Raw genomic sequence first — 17,895 nt, 5'->3', positions numbered from 1 at the left:
ACAGGCCGTAGCGTGCTGGTCGCGCCCGTGGGCGCGACTGCCGTGATCGCTTTCTCGGCCCGCGGAGGGTCGTATTCCGGGGGTGCTCGTCAGATGTATCCGTGCGTCAACTGCCAGGCTGCGACCGTGTGGCCGGTCGGGCGCTGCGCCGTCCGCGGTGCGTGCCGGCCGCGTCCCGGGGCCGCGACGGGTCCGTATCCACCGGTCGCCGGGGCGTCCACGGCCGTGGACGCACTCGGTCCGCAGAACCCTTGGGGCCCCGGCTCCTCCGGGCGCTGACACCATCGGCGGAGGGCCTGGCTGAAAAGTGGGGCAGGATGAGGGCGTGCAGGGGGACGAAGCGGAACTGACCGCCGCAGTGCACGCGGCACAGGACGGGGACGAGTACGCCTTCCGGACTGTCTACCGGGCCGTGCACCCGCGGCTGCTGGGCTATGTGCGGACGCTGGTCGGAGAGCCGGACGCGGAGGACGTGGCGTCCGAGGCGTGGCTCCAGATAGCCCGCGACCTCGAGCGGTTCAGCGGCGACGCGGACCGCTTCCGGGGCTGGGCGGCGCGAATAGCCCGTAACCGGGCGCTCGATCACATCCGGATGCGCGGGCGCAGGCCCGCGACCGGCGGCGACGAGACAGAACTGACGGACAAGCCGGGCGATGCGGACACCGCGGACGAGGCCCTGGAGGCGCTCGGCACCGGAAGCACGCTCCGGCTCATCGCGAGGCTGCCCCAGGACCAGGCCGAGGCCGTGGTGCTGCGCGTCGTGGTGGGGCTCGACGCGAAGAGCGCGGCGGGGGTGCTCGGCAAGCGGCCGGGCGCCGTAAGGACGGCCGCGCACCGCGGACTGCGGCGGCTCGCGGAGCTCTTGGGCGAGGCACCCGACGAGCATGGTCACCGTCCGGAACCGGCGGCCGACGCCCTGGCCGACGCGGCTTCCGACGCAGCCGCGGATTCCGTGAGCGGGGCCGGCCCGGAGGCGGGTGGCCTCGATGGCGTACCGCCCCAGCGGGGCCCTCACAAAGGCGCTGTGACGTCCGCCGGTGTGACGGATTCCGGCGCGCGGACGCAGAAGGACATGTGATGGCCGACGACCGGTACAGCTGGCTGGACAAGAACGCTGCGGAGCGGTTGCTGCGCGGCGAACCAGCCGATGCCGCTGTCGGAGCCGACGACGCATACGTGCGCGCACAGGCCGAGCGGCTCTCCGAGGCGCTGGCCGACGCTGCCGTCGTCGCCCTGGCGGGCTCCGGTCCCGAGGCCGGTCTTCCCGAGGGGGAGCTTCCCGGAGAGGCCGCGGCCGCGGCCGCCTTCCGAAAGGCGGTGGAAGCGCGCGCGGATTCTTCGCGCGCCATATCTACGCGCGGCGAACGCTCTGCGGACGTCGTCCCGCCCACCGTCCGCATCAGCAGAACCCTCTGGCCGTCCCGGATCGGCAGACCGCTGCGGGCGGGACTGGCGGTGGCGCTGGCGGGCTGCGCGCTCGGCGGGGTCGCGGTCGCCGCGGGCACGGGGGTGCTGCCCACACCCTTCGGCGGCGAGAGCGGTGAACCGGTGCCCGGGCAGAGCGTGTCCGCGGCCGCCACTCCCGGAGAGGACTTCCCCGCTCCCTCGGTCACGGAAGGCACCGAACTGCCCTCGCTGACGCCGGACCCGAACGGGACAGCAGGGGAGGGCGAGGGCGGCGCGACCGGCGGCGAGCGCTCACCGGGTGGCCGGCACGACTCCGCCGGGAGCGGCTCCACGACGGACGACGAGGCGACCGGGCCCGGTGGCTACGGCGACAGGAACAAGCTCAGGCTGGCGATCACGCTGTGCCGGAAGCACGAGTCGGGCGATCTGGACGAGAACACGGAGCGCCGCCTCGAGCGGTCGGCGGGCGGCGCCAAAGCTCTGGACCGCTACTGCGACAAGCTGCTCAGCGGCGAAAACCGCGGCTCCGGCGGTTCGGACGCCCAGGACGACGGCAAGGGCGACAGCAACGGCGATGGCGGCGGGAACGGCGGCCAGGGCCAGGACGACGGCAGCGGCGAAGGCGACGACGAGGGCGGCGACGGGGCCGACGGCGAACGCAGCGGCTCGAACGGAGACGTGAAGCAGCCGTCCGCGTACACGCCGCTGTCCTCCGAGCAGCTGGAGCCCACTGTCTCTCGCGCCGCTTACGCCTCGGAGTCGGCCGGCTGAAGAACTCCGGCCGCCCCCGCTTCAGCCGGCTCGGTAAACCCTTCAACCAAGGTGTGACACTTTTTGAGCCGTCGGCGCAGTAGAAAGTGAGCCGACTGGTCATCGGCTGCGTGAGAGCCGGGGTTCCCCCCGTACCTGCGGCTCTACGCATCTGGCGCGGGCGGGGCACGTTCCCCCGGCCCTGCCCGCGCCCTCTCCTACCGGTGGATGACGACCTTGTCGCCGCTCCGCACCTGCGCGAAGAGCGAGGCGATCCTCCCCTCGTCCCGGACGTTGACGCAGCCGTGCGAGGCACCCCTGTAACCACGGGCCGCGAAGTCGGCCGAATAGTGCACCGCCTGGCCGCCGCTGAAGAACATCGCGTACGGCATGGGGGTGTGGTAGATCGTCGAGACGTGGTTCCGGCTCTTGAAACCGATGGTGAACGTGCCCTCGCGGGTCGGTGTGTACTGCGAGCCGAACCGCACGTCCATCGACGAGACGACCCGGCCGTCGATCATCCAGGACAGCGTGCTGCTGGTCTTGCTGACGCACAGGACGCGGCCGGTCAGACAGCGCGGATCGGGGGCGGCCGGCGGCTTGCGCGTGGGCGGGTACATCGCGGAGTACGAGGGCCGGTGCGTCAGCGCGAGCAGTCTCGCCCACGTAACGGAGTCGACGGTTCCGGTGCGGGCCAGGCCCTGCATCGCCTGGAAGGACTGTACGGAGGCTGTGGTGACCGGGCCGTAGTAGCCGGTCGGCCCGCGGTCGAACACGGAGAGCGAGGCCAGCCGGGCCTGGAGCTCCCGGACCTGCCCGCTCGTCGTGCCCGTGGCCATCAGCGGCGCGGGCTCCCGCCGCGGAGGGGCCCCGGCCGGAGACTTCGGCCGGGGTGGCTGCTTCACGGAGGGCTTGGCATCCGAACTGCCGTGCTTCTCTGAGCCCGGGGCGCGCTCCCGGGGCGCGTTCCAGGACGCGCGCGCCGGTTCCGTCGCATCCCCCGGTGCCGCCGCCTCCCGGACCTTGCACCCGGCCGCCCCGCCCGTGGCCAGCGCCGCGACGGCGGCCGCCGCGACAGCCGCGCGAATGACGGAGTGCCTGCCCATGACCTGCCCCCGTATCTCCGCCCTCTTCAGGATCTTTCCCCCTCCATCTGTTCCCAGTGCCGCCCGGTGATGAACCACGGGTACATGCTGAGAAGGGGTACATGTTGTGAGATAGGTCCCAGCTTCACGGGAGGCACATCACATGGCGCGCGACTCGGGCATCCCCCGAACCACCGAGAGCGGACTGCCCATCGAACCGGTCTACGGGCCCGGGGCACTGGCCGACTGGGACGCCGGGGAGAAGCTGGGCGAGCCCGGCTCGTACCCCTTCACCCGCGGTGTCTACCCGACGATGTACACCGGCCGGCCCTGGACGATGCGCCAGTACGCGGGCTTCGGCACGGCCACCGAGTCCAACAGCCGCTACAAGGACCTGATCGCCCACGGTACGACGGGGCTGTCCGTCGCCTTCGACCTGCCGACCCAGATGGGCCACGACTCCGATGCGCCCATCGCACAGGGCGAGGTCGGAAAGGTCGGCGTCGCCATCGACTCGATCGAGGACATGCGGATCCTGTTCGACGGTATCCCGCTGGACAAGGTCTCGACCTCGATGACGATCAACGCCCCCGCCGCGCTGCTGCTGCTCCTCTACCAACTCGTCGCCGAGGAACAGGGTGTTCCGGCGGAGAAGCTCACCGGCACGATCCAGAACGATGTGCTCAAGGAGTACATCGCGCGCGGCACCTACATCTTTCCGCCCAAGCCCTCGCTGCGGCTGATCGCGGACATCTTCAAATACTGCAGGGCCGAGATCCCCAAGTGGAACTCCATCTCGATCTCCGGCTACCACATGGCGGAAGCCGGGGCGTCGCCCGTTCAGGAGATCGCGTTCACCCTGGCCGACGGCATCGAGTACGTGCGTACTGCCGTGGCGGCCGGGATGGGTGTCGACGACTTCGCACCCCGGCTGTCGTTCTTCTTCGTCTCGCGGACGACGCTCCTCGAGGAGGTCGCCAAGTTCCGTGCGGCGCGGCGGATCTGGGCCCGGGTGATGAGGGAGGAGTTCGGCGCCCGGGACCCCAAGTCGCTGATGCTGCGCTTCCACACCCAGACCGCGGGCGTGCAGCTCACCGCCCAGCAGCCCGAGGTCAATCTCGTCCGGGTGGCGGTCCAGGGGCTCGCGGCGGTGCTCGGCGGCACGCAGTCGCTGCACACCAACTCCTTCGACGAGGCCATCGCGCTGCCGACGGACAAGTCGGCCCGGCTCGCGCTGCGCACCCAGCAGGTGCTGGCGTACGAGACCGATGTCACCTCCACCGTCGACCCGTTCGCCGGCAGCTATGTCGTGGAGCGGATGACCGACGACGTCGAGGCGGCGGCCGTCGAGCTGATGGGGCGCATCGAGGAGCTGGGCGGCGCGGTCAGCGCCATCGAGCACGGCTTCCAGAAGAGCGAGATCGAGCGCAGCGCGTACCGCGTCGCGCTGGAGACGGACGCGGGGGAGCGGATCGTCGTCGGCGTCAACCGTTTCCGGATGGAGGAGGAGGATCCGTACGAGCCGCTGCGGGTGGACCCGGCGATCGAGGCGCAGCAGGCGGAGCGGCTGGCGAAGCTGCGGGCCGAACGGGACCAGCCGGCGGTCGACGCGGCGCTCACGGCGCTGAAGGAGGCGGCGCGGGGCACCGACAACGTTCTCTACCCGATGAAGACCGCGCTGGCGGCGCGTGCCACGGTGGGCGAGGTGTGCAACGCGCTGCGGGAGGTCTGGGGTACGTACGTGCCCTCCGACGCCTTCTGAAATATGGACGGCTGAGCGAATTGTCAGAGGCCCGTGCGAGACTCCGTCGCATGCTTGGCGTGACTGATCTTCCGACGTACCTGGCCGGACTCGTACTGATCATCCTGCTGCCCGGGCCGAACTCGCTCTATGTGATCTCGGTCGCCGCGCGGCGCGGTGTGCGTACGGGCTACCGGGCCGCCTGCGGGGTGTTCTGCGGCGACGCGGTGCTGATGGTGCTGTCCGCGGCGGGCGTCGCGTCGCTGCTCCAGGCCAACGCGATGCTCTACGGCATCGTGAAGTTCGCGGGCGCCGGCTATCTCACCTGGCTCGCGATAGGCATGATGCGGTCGGCGTGGGCCATGTGGCGTGCGCGGCACGAGGGCCCGGTGCCGGAAGAGGGTGCTCCCGCCGGGGCGGAGGGTGCTCCGGCCGCCGAACGGCCGTACCGCCGCGCCCTGGTGATCAGCCTGCTCAACCCGAAGGCGATCCTCTTCTTCGTATCCTTTTTCGTCCAGTTCGTGGACCCCGGCTACGCTCACCCGGCGCTGTCGTTCCTGCTGCTCGGCGCGCTGGCCACGACGTGCAGCTTCCTCTACCTCACCGCGCTGATATTCGGCGGCAGCACGCTCGCCGCCCAGTTCCGGCGGCGCAAGCGGCTGTCGGCGGGGGCGACTTCGGCGGCGGGGGCGCTCTTCCTGGGCTTCGCGGCGAAGCTGTCGCTCAGCAGCGCGGGCTGACGGCCAGCGCTCGAGAGCGCCTGAGCGGTTCTCGAGAGCGCCTGAGCGGGTGGGGCCTGAGCGGTTGAGGCTTGGGCGTTGAGTGCTTTTGAGCGCTTGAGCCCGGGCCCCGGTTCAGGGGAGCGTGAAATCGAGTATCAGAGCGTGCTGGCCGGGGTGGCTAGTGGTGACGGCCGTGTGGGGAGCCAACGGGAAAGCGGGCGTGGACGCAGCGCGTCCACGCCCGCTCCGCGGGACGGGGGGCCACCGCACCCGGACCACCGTTGGGACGGTGCGGCCCGAGGCAGTGGCCTTGTGTTCAGACTCTTCGCCGCGACGGCGGTGATGCCAGCGCCCGCTTGATGCGCGGCGTCAGCGGGGTTTCCACGAATCGGTACAGCAGCCACGCCAGCACCAGCATCGCCCCGATGCCCAGCGGCAGGGTCGCGTACGACGGGAGTCCGAGCGTCCGGTGCAGGACATGGACCGTCACCCACCCCAGGTGTTCGTGCACCAGGTAGAACGGGTACGTGAGCGCCCCCGCGACGGTCAGCCAGCGCCATCGGGCCCAGTGCAGATGCCCCAGGGCGATGGCGCCCACCGCGACGAAGCCGAAGGTCACGACTGCCACGATTCCGAGCGACGGACGGTCGGAGAAGAAGTCGGGATTCGGCGGGTGCCACAGCCGGTCCACCGCGTAGTGCTGGCCGATCAGCCAACCTGCAGCAACGATTCCCCAGGCGGTCACGTCCCGCCGGTCGCGGTGCACCAGATACAGGCCGATACCGCCGATGAAGAACGGCGCGTACTCCGGCATCAGCACCACATCGAGCAGCGGCTGGTTCGCGGCCTCCGCCACCACCGCAGCCAGCGTCCACACCGCGCAGAAGAGCACGACCCGCTGCCGGTTGGCGCCCGGCAGGACCACGAAGAGCGCGAAGAGGGCGTAGAAGCGCAGCTCCGCCCAGAGGGTCCAGCACACGCCGAGCACCCGGTCCACGCCCAGCGGCTGCTGGAGCATCGTCAGGTTGACCAGGGCGTCACTGGGCGACACCGCCTCGTAGGTGACCCAGGGCAGTGCGAAGACGGCGGTCACCAGAATGATCGCCGCCCAGTACGCGGGAAAGAGCCGGGCCACCCGGGACGCGAAGAAGGCGCGCAGCGGGCGGCCCCAACCGCTCATGCAGATCACAAAGCCGCTGATGACGAAGAAGATCTGCACGCCCAGGCAGCCGTAGGCGAAGACCTGTGAGGCGGTGGGGAACTGGACGTTCGGCGATGAGCCCCAGGCCTCGCCGATCTCGCCGTCGCGGCCGCCGAAGTGGTAGAAGGCGACCATCAGCGCGGCTATCAGGCGCAGGCCGTCGAGAGCGCGCAGTCGGGGGGAGGGGCGGGCGCTGCGTATGCTGCGCGCGCCCGGACTCCGACGTGCGACGGGCGCCTCCGGTGAGGTCATCGGAGGCGTCGTGTCGGGTGGTGCCGTCATCCGAACGCGGCCTTCTTCTTCACGATCCGTCGCTGAACGGCGCGGGCCCGGCGGGCGACCCGCCGCACCGTGGCATTACGCGGCAGGAACGCGAGCTGGGAAGGGATCGCACCCGGCAGGGCGAGCGAGGTGAGGCGCCGGCGCTTGAAGTAGCGCCAGGTCTGCGCGTCGAGTCTCGTCGACAGGTACTGCTCGGCCTCGGGGCGCAGGCTCGGGTAGATCTGCGCCTGCATCGCGTACCCGACGGCCGTGACCAGGCCGGTGAGCCGCTGCGCGACCTCCTTGCGCGATGCCGGGCTCCAACCGGTGACAGCGGCCTCGTCGGTGAGCTCGGGCAGCAGCGCGTCCACGATCGTGACCGGGATGCGGTTGCTGTTCTGGTACGGGCTGAGCCGTTCCAGCAGCACCTCCGTGCCCGTACGGGCGACCGGCAGCCCGTACAGCGCACTCGCCGTCAGCAGGGCGGTGGAGAAGCAGCCGACGACAAGCGCGGGCCGCATGCGCTGGTAGAGCACCTCGGCGAGCACCGGCGAGTCCAGGACGGTCAGTTCGACGCCCAGCTCCCCGGCCTCCTTCTCCAGCATCCGCGACCAGCGGGCGGGGGCGGTGGGGTGCGGCTTGAACACGACCGTACGGTGGCCGAGTTCGGCGGCGCCGCGCAGCATCGTGACGTGCAGCTGCTCCTCTTCCTCCCCGGTGAGGATGTCGAGGGCGGAGAGGTATTGGCCCAGCAGCAGGGCCGGAGCCTGGAGTTCCGGCAGGTCCTGCGCGGCGCTCGGGTCCTCCGCGAGCTCGGCCAGTACGGCGGTGAACGCCTCCGTCGGAACGAGCTGCGGCTCGACGTCGAACTCGGTGAGCAGCAGCGGCCGCAGGCCCGGGACGAGGTCCAGGTGGAGCAGCCGGCGGATGCGGGTGCCGACCAGCGGGTCGAGCTTGCTACGGGTCGGGCCGTAGCTCATCAGGCCGTCGGCGTAGACGTCGACGGGCGCGCCGGGGAAGAGCTGGGTCAGCGCCAGCGACGGGTTGACCTGGATCGACTCGACCGCGAGTTCGACCTCGTCGTCCCCGAGCCCCCAGAGCAGACGCAGATACCGCTCCCACAGCAGTACGTCGTCCTGGCGCGGGGCCCAGCCACCGGGGTGGAAGGGGCTGATCGTCTCGTTCCAGGACAGCACCTGGTCGAAGCGGCCGCGCAGCCGCTCGAATCCCGGCATCTCGTCCGGGGCGGGCGTGGTCTCCGGGGTCGTCGCGTTATTGCTGATCAGCAGGATGCGGCGGTCGGCGGGCTCGAAGCAGTCCGAGTCGAGCGCGGCGGCGAGCGTGGCCACACCGTAGAGCGTGGAGGCGCAGAAGATCTGCGTCTTCTTCCGGGCCCGCGGGGCCCCTGAGGCGTGGGTGAGAGCGGTCATCACGCCGCCACCTCCGCGCCGACGGGACGGCGGCGCAGCCGCCGGAGCCGGGAGGCGCGCTGGATGTCCATGGAGTCGAGGGCGTCCTGGAGTACGTCCTGCGGCATGCGCTTCAGGGCGGCCGCGCTCATCGACCGCAACTTACGTGCCACGGGCGGTTCAAACCTTTCGATACTGCCGAGGTGATGGGAAATGATCGCGCAATAGGTGCGCACTGCTTTCGGAAGCAGTCGATCCGCATCCGGGTCCTCGGACGTTTCGTCGATGACTTGATCGAAAGCCCGAATGAAATCGAGCTGGCGGACATCGCCGATCTGGGTCAGGGAGGAAGCGACGCCACGCCGGTAGAAGACGCCCGTCAGGCCGACGACGGCGAAGGACTCCGCCTGGCGGTGCAGCCGCCAGATCCACGGGCGGTCCTCAGCGGTGCGCAGGCCGTGCCGGAAGTGCAGCACGCCGTCGTCCACCAGCCGCCGGTGGTACATGCCCGCCCAGGCGTAGGCGTAGTCGACGGAGGTGCTGCGGTCGGCGGGCAGGATGACGTCGCGGGGACGCATCACGACACCGCGCCGGCCGTGCGGCACGCGGTGGACCGAACGGGCGCGGGCCGTGCACTGGACATGGTCGGTGCGGACGAAGTCGCAGCCCAAGTCCTCTATCGAGGCGAGGAGCTGTTCGTAGTAGCCGGGGGCGAGCCAGTCGTCGCCGTCGAGGAACGTCAGGTACTCGCCGCGCGCGGCGTCGATGCCGGTGTTCCGCGCGGTGGCGAGCCCCCCGTTCTGCTCATGCCGTACGACGACGGCTCCCGGCAGGTCGCGCGCGGCGCGGTCGAGGATCTCCGGTGTCTCATCGGTCGAACAGTCGTCGACGAGAATGAATTCGAAGTCCTGTCTGGCGTTTGCACGCAGACTCTTGAGGGTGTCGGGCGCGTATGTCTGCACGTTGAAGAACGGCACGATGACGGAGAGCTTAACCACTCGCGTGACGCTAGGCGCCGCCCCAGCATTCGTCTTGACCTGTGGGGGGCGCCCGGGTGAACGAAGCATGGCGGAATAGTTAACCAGGCGCTCCCGAGCGCAGAATCCCCATTCGTCGACTTGCTGTTAACCCTTTGTTGCGGCTGTGTTGGGCCACGACTCGGAATGCCTTCCTAGCGTCGTCGACGTGCCAGTAAGTAGCAGAAATCGTCTCCGGGTCGCCGTACTCGCCGATTCCGATACGCGATGGAAATGGGGCGCACTCACCGCGAACCGCCTCGTATCGGACAGCCAGCTCGACGGCTTCCTCCTGCGCGGCCGTGCGACGCCGACACCCCGGCAGCTCGAAGAGGTGGGCGTGCGCGCGGACTCGCTGCGCGAGGTCACCGGAGTCGAGTTCATCCGGGCCATGAGCGGCGGTGCCGGGAGTGAACCGTACGACGTGGTCGTACTGTCCTGCGTCGGCGGCGCCGTCCAGGCGATGCTGCACGGCCTGGCCCGCGCAGCCGCGACATCGGCGGCCGGATCCGCGGGGGGCCGCTCCAGGCGCCCCGTCGTGGTCACCGGCTATGTAGGGGTCGTCTACGAGAAGCTGGCCGACGGGCTGCTGCTGCGGCACGGCGCGGATGTGGTGCTCGCGAACTCCCGCCACGACGCGGACCGGTTCCGCGCCGTGTACGAGGGAGCCGGCGCCGACGCGGGCAGCGTGGTCGAGACGGCGCTGCCCTTCCTGGGGGGCGCGCGCTACGACGCGGGGGCGCGGGCAGACCGCCCGTACACCGTGGTCTTCGCGGCCCAGCCCTCCGTACCGGAGAACCGCACCGACCGTACGTACGTGCTGCGCCGCGCCGTCGAGCACGCCCGCCGGCACCCCGACCGCGAGGTGCTCATCAAGCTGCGCAGCAAGCCCGGTGAGCACACCACGCACATCGAGGAACTGCCCTACCAGAAGCTCTCGGCGAAGATCCACGGCGGACTGCCCGCCAACTGCCGCCTCGTCTACGGGCACATGGGCGAGGTCCTGGACCGCACCGACCTGCTGGTCACGATCAGCTCCACCGCCGCGCTCGAGTCGCTGCACCGCCGGATCCCGACAGCGGTCCTCACCGACCTGGGGGTCCGCGAGGCACTCGGCAACCACCACTTCCTGGGCTCCGGCTGCCTCGCGTCCTGGGACGAGCTGGACGCCGGGCACACGCCCGAGCCGGACGCCGTGTGGCTCAGCCGGCAGGGCGTGGCGGCCGACGGGCCGTACGAGACCGCCTTCGACGCGGCCCGGGAGCGGGTCGCCGAGCTGTCCGCCGCGGCGGAACTGCCGCCGATCGAGCCGTACTACACGCCCGTCACCGCGCCCGGCTATCTGCCCGGCATCCTCGCCCGGCACGCGCTCGGCCCCGACGGCGAGCCGCTGGCGGGGGCGAGCGCCGTGCCGCACGAGGAGAACGCCCTGCGCCGCGCCACCCGCGACTTCGCCCGGGACGCGGCCCGCACGGCCTATCGCCAGGGCGTGCAGCGCGTGGCACCGGCGATCCGCCGCTGGGGGCAGCTGTGAGCGACGCACGCGAGGCCGCCGGGCTGCAGCTGACGACGAATGCTCAGCCATCGCCGAGTGGGCGGGGATGGGGGCACCCCCGGACGGAGTCCGGGGGAGATCAATCAGCCGCTGTGAGCGACGACCGCCCGGCTGCCGGGACGCAGCCCGTACCGAATCTCCCCGAAGGAGCCCTGATGCCCCCCACCGTGCTGGCCGTCATCCCCGCGAGAGGCGGGTCGAAGGGTGTGCCCGCCAAGAACCTCGCCGCTGTCGGCGGCGTGCCGCTGGTCGTGCGCGCCGTGCGTGAGTGCCTGGCGAGCCGGGTCGTCACCGATGTGGTCGTCTCCACCGACGACGCCGGGATCGCCTCGGTGGCCCGCGGCGCGGGCGCCGACGTCGTACAGCGGCCGGCCGTCATCGCGGGCGACACCGCCACCAGCGAGGCCGCGGTGCTGCACGCGATGGACGCCCACGAGGCGCTGCACGGCCGCGTGGTGGACACCGTCCTGCTCGTCCAGTGCACCAGCCCCTACCTCGTCCGCGAGGATATCGACGGCGTGGCCGGAGCGGTGGTCGAGGACGGCGCGGACAGCGCGCTGACCGTCGCGGCCTTCCACGGCTTCGTCTGGCGGGACGGCGACGACGGGGCCAACGACGCGGACGCGGCGGACGGCGGCCACGGCGTCAACCACGACAAGTCCTACCGGCCCCGCCGCCAGGACCGGCCCCAGGACCTCCTGGAGACCGGCGCCGCGTACGCCATGGACGCCGAGGGCTTCCGCAAGGCCGGGCACCGCTTCTTCGGCCGCACCGCGCTGGTGCGCACCGACCCCGCGCGCGTGCTGGAGGTCGACGACCCGCACGACCTGGCGCGCGCCCGCGCGCTCGCGCCCCTGCTGGACGCGCCGCGCCCGGGCAGCCTCCCCACCCGCGACGACATCGACGCGGTGGTACTCGACTTCGACGGCACCCAGACGGACGACAGGGTGCTCGTCGACTCCGACGGACGGGAAATGGTCGCCGTGCACCGCGGCGACGGGCTCGGCATCGCGGCACTGCGCCGCTCCGGGCTCGACCTGCTGATCCTGTCCACGGAGCAGAACCCGGTCGTCGCCGCACGGGCCCGCAAGTTGCAGGTTCCCGTACTCCACGGCATCGACCGGAAGGACCTCGCACTCAAGCAGTGGTGCGAGGAGCAGGGCATCGCGCCCGAGCGTGTGCTCTACGTCGGCAACGACGTGAACGACCTGCCGTGTTTCGGCCTTGTCGGCTGGCCCGTCGCGGTCGCCGGTGCGCACGACGTCGTGCGCGGCGCCGCACGCGCGGTCACTTCCACCCACGGTGGCAACGGCGCGATCCGCGAGATCGCCTCGTGGATCCTCGGCCCCTCCCTCTAGAGAAGGAACTGTCTTCATGAGCACCACCCCGCGCCTTCGCGCCCTCGGTAACAAGATCGCCGGCCCCGGCCACCCCGTTTACGTCACCGGTGAGATCGGCATCAACCACAACGGCGACCTGGACAACGCGTTCAAGCTGATCGACGCGGCCGCCGACGCCGGCTGCGACGCGGTCAAGTTCCAGAAGCGCACCCCGGAGATCTGCACCCCGCGTGACCAGTGGGACATCGAGCGCGACACCCCCTGGGGCCGGATGACCTACATCGACTACCGCCACCGCGTGGAGTTCGGTGAGGACGAGTACCGCCAGATCGACGAGCACTGCAAGAAGCGCGGCATCGACTGGTTCGCCTCCCCGTGGGACACCGAGGCCGTCGCCTTCCTGGAGAAGTTCGACGTCCCGGCCCACAAGGTCGCCTCGGCCTCGCTCACCGACGACGAGCTGCTGCGCGCGCTGCGCGCCACCGGCCGCACGATCATCCTGTCGACCGGTATGTCCACCCCGAAGCAGATCCGCCACGCGGTCGAGGTGCTGGGCAGCGACAACATCCTGCTCTGCCACGCCACCAGCACCTACCCGGCCAAGGCCGAGGAGCTCAACCTGCGGGTGATCAACACCCTGCGGGACGAGTTCCCGAACGTGCCGATCGGCTACTCGGGCCACGAGACCGGTCTGCAGACGACCCTCGCGGCGGTCGCCCTCGGCGCCTCCTTCGTGGAGCGCCACATCACCCTCGACCGCGCCATGTGGGGCTCGGACCAGGCCGCTTCGGTCGAGCCGCAGGGCCTGCAGCGCCTCGTCCGCGACATCCGCACCATCGAGGAGTCGCTGGGCGACGGCGTCAAGAAGGTCTACGAGAGCGAGCTCGGCCCGATGAAGAAGCTGCGCCGCGTCCCGGGCGTCATCGCCGAGGGAGGAGACCGCGAGCCGGCGGCGGTCTGACACGGTCCGACGCGGTCCGGCGCGGGGTTCCGCGCAACGGCTGGGGGCGGGGGCATCCCCGTCCCCCCAGCCCGCCGCCCCGGCCCGACGGGGCGGACCGCCACGAGAAATCACGAGGTGGACCTCGGTGAGCACACCTGACGGGCCCGCGGGCCCGCCCCCGGAAGCGGCCCGAGACCGGCAACGAGCTGCGTTCGCGGGGCGCTTCCCGGGCCTGTCCGGGCGGGACGGGGCTCCGGGCACCGGAGGCCGGCCGGCCGGGGAGACTCTCGCCTTCGTGGAGAGTCCCGTCCAACTCCTGAACGTCCTGGAGTGGGTGTACGCGGAGGCCACGCGCGCGGCGAGCGGTCAGGCGGGCGCGGCGGACACGGGGGGCGCCGCGCTGCCCGGCCCGCGAGCCGTCCCGCTCGTGCCCGCTGCCGGCGCGTCCCGCACGGACGACGCTCCGGCCGCCGTCCTCGCGGAGCCCTGCCAAGCTGCTGCCTCTGCCTCTGCCGAGCCGCCGGGGGAGCCTTCGCGGCAGGGGCCGCCCGCAACGGTCGCCGCCGACGGTGCCGCCGGCGACGCCGCCGTGCTTCAGCCAGCGGGTGCCGACGACGGGCTCCGGTCCGCGGGCGCGGACGACGCGCTCCCGCCCCGTACGGCACAGCCGGTCCCCGCGACCGCGGCCGATGCCCCGGGCTCCGCTCCTCCGGTCGGCCTCGTGCCGCACGCCGAGGCCGGCTCCGGCCCGGCCGAGGCACACCCGCAGCCCGGAGCACGGCCCGTGCCGGGCGACCGGTCCGCTGCCGCCCTCGCCGGAGGCGTGACCGTCGTCGTCCTGTCGCCGAACGACCCCATGACCCGCGGGCAGCTGCGCCGGATGGCCGAGCTGGCGCGGGACGAAGGGCTGGCCGTTCGATGGGAGGACGCCCGGGGAGGCCCGGGGGCGCCGTTCCAGACCATCGGGGCGCTGACGCCCGCGCTGCGGCGGGCGCGGCGGATCGTCATCGGTGATCCGTTCTCCCGCTATGTGCAGCTGCTGCTCACGCTCACCCGGGCCCGGGAGCTCGTCGTCGTGGACGACGGCACCGCCACCATGGAGTTCGTGTCCCAGCTGGCCCAGGGCGAGCCACTGGTGCGCTGGCACCGCACCGGCCACGGCCGAGGGGCGCGCGATGCCGTCTTCGCGCCCGTGTCCGCGATCGCCCGCCGCCGGCTGATGCCGGGCGCGGGCCGCCACGTGGAGGTGTTCAGCTCGATGCCGGTCGAGCCCCCCGCCGGGGTCACGGTGACGGCCAACGACTTCTCCTGGACCCGGGCCCGGTTCGGCCCGCCCGCGATCACCCGCGGCGCGGACCTGGTCGGGACCTCGCTGGCCGAGACCGGCGTCGTCGACCTGGACCGCTACATCGACGCGGTCGGCTCCCTGGCGAAGGCCCACGGGGCCACCCGTTACTTCGCGCACCGCCGGGAGAGCACCGAGAAGCTGCACCGGCTCTCCGTGGAGACCGGGCTGGAGATCGTACGGCCGGATCTGCCGCTGGAGCTGATCGCCCGCCGCGGCCCCATAGGCCGTACGATCCTGAGCTTCCCGTCGACCGTGGTGCACACGCTGCCGCTCGCACTCGCCGGAACCGACGTGAAGGTGGCCGTCTGCGACATCGATCCGGAGTGGCTCACGGACAACGCTTCCCCGCGAGCCCAGGGCTTCTTGTCCGGGGTCACCGGAACCGCCCGTGACGTGCACCGATTGCAGTCCGTGCCGACCGTCGCGCCCTGACTGGCAGAACGACAAAGCCATCCGTAATACCCATCCGCGGGCCCGCTCATGCGGCCCGCGGACGCTTTTTCTTCGCCTATCGGGCTGAACTTTTGTTGATCGAGGGACAGTTGTCCGGCGGGTGGTCGTATTCTTCAGAAGGTGAACCAACTGATGTCCCGCGACGCCGACGCCGACCTGCCTGCGGGCCCCGAGATGCCGGGCGCGCTGCCCGAGGCGCTGCGCGCAGAGCTGATCGCCTTCCGGCGGGACCTGCACATGCACCCCGAGCTGGGGAACCAGGAGTTCCGTACGACCGCCGCGCTCAAGGCGCGCCTGGAGAAGGCAGGCCTCCAGCCGCGTGTTCTCGCCGTCGGAACCGGGCTCATGTGCGACATCGGCACGGAGGACAGCGCGCGCAGCGCGATCGGTGGCGGGCGCGCCGGAGTACGGCCCATGCTGGCGCTGCGTGCCGACATCGACGGCCTGCCGATCCCGGACACCAAGTCCGTGCCCTACCGGTCGACCGTGCCGGACCGGGCCCACGCCTGCGGCCACGATGTGCACACCACCGTCGCGCTGGGAGCCGGGCTCGTCCTCGCCGAGCTGGCGAAGTCGGGCCGCCTCCCGCGGCCCGTACGGCTGATCTTCCAGCCGGCCGAGGAAGTGCTGCCCGGCGGTGCGCTCGACACGATCGACTCCGGAGTCCTGGACGGCGTGGGCCGGCTCATCGGGCTGCACTGCGACCCCAAGGTCGAGGTCGGCCGGATCGGGCTGCGGCCGGGCCCGATCACCTCCGCCTGTGACCGGCTCGAAGTGTCTCTGGACGGCGCGGGCGGCCACACCGCCCGCCCCCACCTCACCACCGACCTGGTCGCCGCGGCCGCCAAGGTGGCCGTCGAGGTGCCCGCCCTGGTCGCCCGCCGGATCGACGCCCGCTCCGGCCTCGCCGTGACCTGGGGCCGTATCGAGTCGGGGCACGCCTGCAACGTCATTCCGCAGCACGCCGAGCTGTCGGGCACCGTCCGCTGCCTGGACCTCGCGGCCTGGCGGACGGCTCCCGATCTGGTGCACGCGGCGATCGACGAGATCGCGACCCTGCACCGGGCGAAGTCGCAGATCAACTACATCCGCGGTGTGCCGCCGGTGGTCAACGAGGTGGTCTCCACCGAGCTGCTGCGCGACGCGATGGCCGTCCGGCGGGGGCAGGCCTCCGTCGAGGACACCGAGCAGAGCCTCGGCGGCGAGGACTTCTCCTGGTACCTGGAGCGGGTGCCCGGCGCTATGGCCCGGCTCGGTGTGCGCCGGGTGGGAGACACCACGCGTAGGGACCTGCACTGCGGCGATTTCGATGTGGACGAGGGCGCCATTCAGGTGGGTGTGGAGCTCTTCACTGCCGCCGCGTTGATCGACGGACACCGTCCGTAGGTAGCGGTGTCGCCGCCGGTTCGCGTCGATCCGATAACGGCTTCGAAGCAGCCCTTTGTCAGACATCTACGCGCGTTACGATGCCGCGAAGCCAGCGCCGGTCAGGGCGCTTCGAGCAAGTGAAGGGGTGCCTCTTGCGCCGGGTTACCAAGATCGCTGCCGCGGGCATCGCCACCGCGGCTCTCGCACTCACGGCCACCGCCTGTGGTGAGTCCTCCACCGAGTCGGGTGGCAAGGACAAGGGCGTCGGCCTGGCCTTCGATGTCGGCGGCCGTGACGACCACTCGTTCAACGAGTCCGCCGCGCGCGGTGTCGACAAGGCCCAGGAGGACCTCGGCGTCGGCGCCAAGATGCTCACCGCGAAGAACAACGAGACCGAGGCCGACCGCGAGCAGCGGCTGACCTCCCTCGCGGAGGCCGGCTACAACCCGGTCATCGGCGTCGGCTTCAACTACGGCAAGTCCATCGCGAAGGTCGCCAAGGACTTCCCCAAGACCACCTTCGCCGTCGTCGACTCGGTCTCCCCGGGCAAGAACGTCGACAGCATCGTCTTCTCCGAGCACGAGGGTTCCTACCTCGCCGGTGTCGCCGCGGCCCTGAAGTCCAAGACCGGCAAGGTCGGCTTCATCGGCGGTGTGAACAACGCGCTGATCCAGAAGTTCCAGGCGGGCTTCGAGCAGGGCGCCAAGGACACCAAGAAGAACGTCCAGGTCACCTCCGAGTACCTCTACGCGAACAACGACAAGGGCTTCAACGACCCTGCCGCCGCGAAGGAGAAGGCCAAGGGGATGCTCGACCGGAACATCGACGTGATCTACTCCGCGGCCGGCCAGTCGGGTGCGGGCTCGATCGAGGCGATCGCCGGCAAGAAGGGCGCCTGGGCGATCGGTGTCGACTCCGACCAGTACCAGCAGCCGGGCCTGGCGAAGTACAAGAACTCGATCCTGACCTCCGTCGTCAAGAACGTCGACGTCGCGGTCTTCGATGTGGTCAAGAGCGTCAAGGACGGCAAGCCGCTCACCGGCGTCCACGCCTACACGCTCAAGCAGAACGGTGTCAGCCTCGCCACCTCCGGCGGGTTCATCGACGCCATCAAGGGCCAGGTCGACGCCGCGAAGAAGAAGATCGCGGACGGCGAGATCAAGGTCAAGGACACTCCCTGACCGTGGTCGGCGCCGGCGTCGGCTGATCTTCGCGCCGGACCGGCGTGCGGCGCTCTGTGGAGGGGCCGGGGACACACACCCGGCCCGCCCGGGCTCGGCGAGGAGAGTTCTCTTC

At 71.2% G+C, this 17,895-nt stretch carries 14 protein-coding genes and 1 pseudogene; 11 read left to right on the top strand and 4 right to left on the bottom strand.

The window, feature by feature from the left end; genetic code table 11:
- Positions 1 to 325: 325 nt before the first annotated feature.
- Positions 326 to 1,078, top strand: a complete 753-nt coding sequence (locus ABZW18_RS09260; RefSeq protein WP_356184321.1) for an RNA polymerase sigma factor — start codon at positions 326 to 328, stop codon at positions 1,076 to 1,078.
- A complete protein-coding gene (locus tag ABZW18_RS09255; RefSeq protein WP_356184318.1) occupies positions 1,078 to 2,178 on the top strand; it encodes a hypothetical protein in 1,101 nt (366 codons plus the stop codon). Before ABZW18_RS09260 ends, ABZW18_RS09255 begins: the two co-directional genes overlap by 1 nt.
- Before the next feature lie 197 nt (positions 2,179 to 2,375).
- On the opposite strand, the gene ABZW18_RS09250 is transcribed toward ABZW18_RS09255, so the two are convergent.
- Positions 2,376 to 3,263, bottom strand: coding sequence for a L,D-transpeptidase family protein (locus ABZW18_RS09250; protein WP_356184315.1), 888 nt, complete (start codon positions 3,261 to 3,263; stop codon positions 2,376 to 2,378).
- Positions 3,264 to 3,423: 160 nt separating this feature from the next.
- Between ABZW18_RS09250 and ABZW18_RS09245 the strand changes: the two genes are divergently transcribed.
- Positions 3,424 to 5,004 (top strand): methylmalonyl-CoA mutase family protein, encoded by a 1,581-nt coding sequence (locus ABZW18_RS09245; protein WP_356184483.1) that lies wholly within the window; start codon positions 3,424 to 3,426, stop codon positions 5,002 to 5,004.
- A 50-nt stretch (positions 5,005 to 5,054) separates the two neighbouring features.
- Positions 5,055 to 5,723 (top strand): leucine efflux protein LeuE, encoded by a 669-nt coding sequence (gene leuE, locus ABZW18_RS09240; RefSeq protein ID WP_356184313.1) that lies wholly within the window; start codon positions 5,055 to 5,057, stop codon positions 5,721 to 5,723.
- 298 nt (positions 5,724 to 6,021) lie between these two features.
- On the opposite strand, the gene ABZW18_RS09235 is transcribed toward leuE, so the two are convergent.
- Genes ABZW18_RS09235 through ABZW18_RS09225 form a run of 3 tightly spaced genes read right to left on the bottom strand, consistent with a single transcriptional unit; the run spans position 6,022 to position 9,574 of the window.
- Complete coding sequence (locus ABZW18_RS09235; protein WP_356184311.1) at positions 6,022 to 7,188, bottom strand: acyltransferase; 1,167 nt, start codon at positions 7,186 to 7,188, stop codon at positions 6,022 to 6,024.
- Positions 7,185 to 8,597, bottom strand: coding sequence for an alpha-2,8-polysialyltransferase family protein (locus tag ABZW18_RS09230; protein ID WP_356184308.1), 1,413 nt, complete (start codon positions 8,595 to 8,597; stop codon positions 7,185 to 7,187). The genes ABZW18_RS09235 and ABZW18_RS09230 overlap by 4 nt, the downstream gene beginning before the upstream one ends.
- Entirely contained in the window at positions 8,597 to 9,574 is a 978-nt protein-coding gene (locus tag ABZW18_RS09225; RefSeq protein ID WP_356184305.1) for a glycosyltransferase family 2 protein, read from the bottom strand. The genes ABZW18_RS09230 and ABZW18_RS09225 overlap by 1 nt, the downstream gene beginning before the upstream one ends.
- Positions 9,575 to 9,761: 187 nt before the next feature.
- Here ABZW18_RS09225 and ABZW18_RS09220 point away from each other — a divergent pair, with 187 nt between their 5' ends.
- The 7 genes and pseudogenes from ABZW18_RS09220 to ABZW18_RS09190 all read left to right on the top strand — a co-directional run bounded on the left by ABZW18_RS09220 (position 9,762) and on the right by ABZW18_RS09190 (position 17,780).
- Positions 9,762 to 11,126, top strand: a complete 1,365-nt coding sequence (locus tag ABZW18_RS09220; protein WP_356184302.1) for a DUF6716 putative glycosyltransferase — start codon at positions 9,762 to 9,764, stop codon at positions 11,124 to 11,126.
- Between the two features lie 176 nt (positions 11,127 to 11,302).
- Positions 11,303 to 12,505: an acylneuraminate cytidylyltransferase gene (locus ABZW18_RS09215; RefSeq protein ID WP_356184299.1), complete on the top strand. Its 1,203-nt coding sequence runs from the start codon at positions 11,303 to 11,305 to the stop codon at positions 12,503 to 12,505.
- Positions 12,506 to 12,521: 16 nt separating this feature from the next.
- Positions 12,522 to 13,448 (top strand): N-acetylneuraminate synthase family protein, encoded by a 927-nt coding sequence (locus ABZW18_RS09210; protein WP_356184297.1) that lies wholly within the window; start codon positions 12,522 to 12,524, stop codon positions 13,446 to 13,448.
- 127 nt (positions 13,449 to 13,575) lie between these two features.
- Positions 13,576 to 13,776: pseudogene (locus ABZW18_RS09205) on the top strand (hypothetical protein); the annotation flags it as partial.
- A gap of 243 nt (positions 13,777 to 14,019) precedes the next feature.
- Positions 14,020 to 15,210 carry a hypothetical protein gene (locus ABZW18_RS09200; protein WP_356184481.1) on the top strand — a complete coding sequence of 397 codons (1,191 nt, stop codon included), beginning with the start codon at positions 14,020 to 14,022 and terminating at the stop codon, positions 15,208 to 15,210.
- 153 nt (positions 15,211 to 15,363) lie between these two features.
- Positions 15,364 to 16,617, top strand: coding sequence for an amidohydrolase (locus ABZW18_RS09195; protein ID WP_356184480.1), 1,254 nt, complete (start codon positions 15,364 to 15,366; stop codon positions 16,615 to 16,617).
- A gap of 134 nt (positions 16,618 to 16,751) precedes the next feature.
- Positions 16,752 to 17,780: a BMP family ABC transporter substrate-binding protein gene (locus ABZW18_RS09190; protein WP_356184294.1), complete on the top strand. Its 1,029-nt coding sequence runs from the start codon at positions 16,752 to 16,754 to the stop codon at positions 17,778 to 17,780.
- The last annotated feature ends 115 nt before the right edge of the window (positions 17,781 to 17,895 follow it).

The organism is Streptomyces sp. NPDC004647, from assembly GCF_040609575.1.
In the GTDB taxonomy this organism is placed as follows: Bacteria; Actinomycetota; Actinomycetes; order Streptomycetales; family Streptomycetaceae; genus Streptomyces.
This window is presented reverse-complemented; position numbering and strand designations above follow the sequence as displayed.

What these genes read in the sequence shown, in the direction of transcription:
- ABZW18_RS09235 (WP_356184311.1), bottom strand. Translation starts at nt 7,188, where the DNA reads ATGACGGCACCACCCGACACGACGCCTCCGATGACCTCACCGGAGGCG.
- ABZW18_RS09215 (WP_356184299.1), top strand. Translation starts at nt 11,303, where the DNA reads ATGCCCCCCACCGTGCTGGCCGTCATCCCCGCGAGAGGCGGGTCGAAG.
- ABZW18_RS09255 (WP_356184318.1), top strand. Translation starts at nt 1,078, where the DNA reads ATGGCCGACGACCGGTACAGCTGGCTGGACAAGAACGCTGCGGAGCGG.
- ABZW18_RS09250 (WP_356184315.1), bottom strand. Translation starts at nt 3,263, where the DNA reads ATGGGCAGGCACTCCGTCATTCGCGCGGCTGTCGCGGCGGCCGCCGTC.
- ABZW18_RS09230 (WP_356184308.1), bottom strand. Translation starts at nt 8,597, where the DNA reads ATGACCGCTCTCACCCACGCCTCAGGGGCCCCGCGGGCCCGGAAGAAG.
- leuE (WP_356184313.1), top strand. Translation starts at nt 5,055, where the DNA reads ATGCTTGGCGTGACTGATCTTCCGACGTACCTGGCCGGACTCGTACTG.
- ABZW18_RS09210 (WP_356184297.1), top strand. Translation starts at nt 12,522, where the DNA reads ATGAGCACCACCCCGCGCCTTCGCGCCCTCGGTAACAAGATCGCCGGC.
- ABZW18_RS09195 (WP_356184480.1), top strand. Translation starts at nt 15,364, where the DNA reads ATGTCCCGCGACGCCGACGCCGACCTGCCTGCGGGCCCCGAGATGCCG.